The sequence below is a fragment of the Vibrio sp. OPT46 genome (assembly GCF_015163535.1).
Lineage (GTDB): Bacteria > Pseudomonadota > Gammaproteobacteria > Enterobacterales > Vibrionaceae > Vibrio > Vibrio alginolyticus.
In genome coordinates this window covers 238,752-241,128 of the sequence record NZ_JADDYG010000005.1, presented here as the reverse complement: position 1 = coordinate 241,128, position 2,377 = coordinate 238,752, and the positions used below count along the sequence as shown (strand labels likewise).

General features: G+C 36.6%; 3 protein-coding genes and 1 pseudogene. 2 read left to right on the top strand and 2 right to left on the bottom strand.

Annotated features, from left to right (window positions below; all coding sequences use genetic code 11):
• Both IQR33_RS01255 and IQR33_RS01250 read left to right on the top strand, forming a co-directional pair.
• Window positions 1–213: pseudogene (locus IQR33_RS01255) on the top strand (bacteriocin resistance protein); the annotation flags it as partial.
• 54 nt (window positions 214–267) lie between these two features.
• Window positions 268–834 carry a hypothetical protein gene (locus IQR33_RS01250; RefSeq protein ID WP_005380163.1) on the top strand — a complete coding sequence of 189 codons (567 nt, stop codon included), beginning with the start codon at window positions 268–270 and terminating at the stop codon, window positions 832–834.
• 224 nt (window positions 835–1,058) lie between these two features.
• Here IQR33_RS01250 and IQR33_RS01245 read toward each other — a convergent pair whose 3' ends face one another.
• Window positions 1,059–2,054: a transporter gene (locus IQR33_RS01245; protein ID WP_005380160.1), complete on the bottom strand. Its 996-nt coding sequence runs from the start codon at window positions 2,052–2,054 to the stop codon at window positions 1,059–1,061.
• Window positions 2,055–2,194: 140 nt separating this feature from the next.
• The coding region (locus IQR33_RS32015) for a hypothetical protein (protein WP_228013696.1) at window positions 2,195–2,377 on the bottom strand (183 nt) is incomplete at its 5' end.

The following is a 2,377-nucleotide window of genomic DNA, read 5'->3' as shown; positions in this document are numbered from 1 at the left end:
TCTAGAGGAACCATGATAATGAAACTGGATGAGTTTGAAAAATATTACCAAGGAATTGTGTTACTGGTCCGTAACGAAGCGGAAATGGGACGGTCTAGCTTTATAACCAATGATAATTTCACCGTATATCAAAGATCACCATTAAAAACAGGAGTGTCTAGAGATTCCTTAGGGGTATTTAGCATTACTCTCCCAGTTTCCGGTGAAAATTAATATAACATTGTTTTAAATAACTTTAAGAACTTAACAACCTGAAAGGCCTACATTATGAACTACAATAAATTTTTGTTAGTGCTTTGTATGCTAATACCTCATTTTAATGTGAATGCTAAAGATGTTGGCCTGCAAGAACTTACTCCTCTTTCAAATTTATCTTTAGAAGAATATCGAGGTGGCTTCCAAATTACGGACGAGTATATTATTAATATTGGATTAAGCATTACTACGACTATAAATGGCGATGATATTTTGAACACAAACATTGCCAACTTAGTAATTGAAAATGGTAATTTAAAAAACATTAGCGCAAATAGTGAAAATCAAAGTGGAGATATTTTCAACCAGGGTATTGTTAACATCATACAATTTGGTGAAGGAAATATTATTGGAGATGATTCTATAGATTCACCCAAAATGCCTTCGTCTCAAAATCCTAATATAATAAGTTCAGACTTTATAAATTCAAGTATTATCAATATTATTCAAAACACGAAAGATAACAGTATTATTGGACTTAGCACGCTCGTAGACATTGATGCTCAAGTAAATGGGGTAATACGGGAAATCAAAGCAAACCAACAATTAGAAGACGCCTTATTGAACCACCTTCAATGAGCATTTCCATTTTTATCTGAAAAATTGTCACGTTAAGCTTCTTTGATATTAGAAACGACTGATATCTATGATTACATACCAAAAGAAAGGTAGATATATCAATAGGCCACCATCATTTTAAGAATATATACCTACTTTATCCAATATAATCCAATCAATTTATAATGCGAACACTAGGCGCTAACGATAAATTAGGCCCAAGACTCAAGGGCCTAATATCCATTTTACAAATTAAAAGGTACTCGTACTGTTAATTGAAAGTCGGGAGTATCTTCTGTAAGACCAGCTTGAGCACTAACATTGATAGATGAGCGTTCACTAAAGGCATAGTTTATACCAAAAGTTAATGCATCTAATTGAAGCAACTTAGCATCATCTGCCGATCTGCCATTTACTTTGCTTTTTAAAATAGTTTTATGGCTAAGTCCTAAAGAGAATGAAAGATCAGGATTCACCGCAAACCCCATTCCTCCTGAAAGAGAAATAGTGTCTCCAAGTTCAACATCAGCTTTTGTGTCGCCAACTGTAACAGTATCCTCTAAGTTATAAATATAACTTAGACTAGCGAACAAGACCGCAGGATCAACAGGGTGAATAAGAGATAAATTAGGCTCAAAACTCCAAAAACCCGAACCTGTAGGGACATCACTAAATGAGTTGCTTCCATCTTCAATAGAAACATCATAAGGCGATCGTCCTGTATCCGACTTTACTCTAAGGCCACCTACCCAGTATGGCGCAGACTCAAAGTTAAACTGGTGCCTCAATGCGAACTCTACATCACCAAGCCCTCCGCCATCCACCGTTGTGTTTACTACTTCACTGTTTGAACCATCTTGAATGGGGCGCGTAGAAACTTGGTCATTACGATACACATACGGCACTCTAACTTCTAACTCTGTGGCGTTTGTTAAACCGTACCGAGCAGTTAATCCAACGGTTACTGTAGTCCTATCCGAATCACTCACTTCAATTCGCCCAACAATCAGAGTTGGTAAGACTGTATACCCAACAACAGATACTTTGTTTGAAGAGTTTTGTGTATAGCTTAAAGACGAATCAAATGACCATTTACCTTTAGGTGTGAGAACGCCTGGGCGCTCAATAACATCACCAACCGTTTGGGCACGCTGAGGAATATCATCTCCTTCAGCACCATATGCATTCCCCGCAATGAATAAACTACAAAGATAGGTACCCAGTAAAGTCTTCCGTAACATCACATCTTTCCTTTTGCTGATGATCGTACCCAAGTAATCTCAGGCAATAGCTTGAGGTGAAGCTCCTAACTTTCCAAAGTAAGATTAGTATAGCTACTTCAAAACCACGACATACCTTTAAGTTTGGCGCTTTGAAGAAATTAGGAGACATTTATACTTATCTTCAACACTAAGCCACTAGTTAATAAATAATTAGGATAGATTCTATGTTTTCGCAATATTATTAATAAAATAAATTGCTTACCTGTGCTCTTAGTATGAAGTCGATATGACATAACAGCTGAAAAGCCTGTTCTCTTTTGCGTAGCATCAATCACATTGCT